The 574-nt window shown below is 26.0% G+C and carries 1 protein-coding gene; it reads left to right on the top strand.

Annotated features, from left to right (window positions below):
* Positions 1–550, top strand: a 550-nt coding sequence (locus H2650_RS15735) for a hypothetical protein (RefSeq protein WP_188051779.1), incomplete at its 5' end; no start/stop codon positions are given.
* Between the last annotated feature and the right edge of the window lie 24 nt (positions 551–574).

The raw sequence follows: 574 nt of genomic DNA, 5'->3' as shown, positions 1-574 counted from the left end.
AAAAAAACTACAAATATATAATCCAAAGAATTCATTTGAAATTGATAAGAGTTTATTAACGGCATTAATTTTATGGTTACTTTCCTTTTTATTTAATTTTGCAAAATCAATATTTCCAAGATATGAAGAAGTCCTTAGTTCATTGGGGGTTTTTGTTGTAATAATTGCTGTTTTGTATTCCCTTTATTTCATCATAAGTAACTTTTTTAAATGCGAAACCGCTAATGGAAAATTAAGTGGATATTTGGTAATAGATTCCGAAAAAATTATTTGTGATTTAGATGTTTATACAATTTACGAAATTGAAAAAATACAAATACTAAGTGATTATTTTCTTGGAAAATTTAACGGAAATATAAGAGCTTGGGAACGTAAAAAATCAAATGGTGTTAAGAATTATATCGAGATCTATAAAAAAAACGGAGAATATAAAAAATATTTTTTCCTTCAGACTAAAACAGAAAATATACAAATGTTTTCAGATGAACTTAGAACTTATTATCGATTTGGAAAATTAGGAGAACAGAATTATAAAAATATCCTGGAATGATGCACTACCGCTAACAGCCGTTTG

The organism is Flavobacterium sp. GP15 (assembly GCF_014281985.1).
GTDB classification, from domain to species: Bacteria; Bacteroidota; Bacteroidia; order Flavobacteriales; family Flavobacteriaceae; genus Flavobacterium; species Flavobacterium pygoscelis.
The sequence above is the reverse complement of the archived record's forward strand: the minus strand, read 5'-3'. Positions and strand labels throughout refer to the sequence as shown.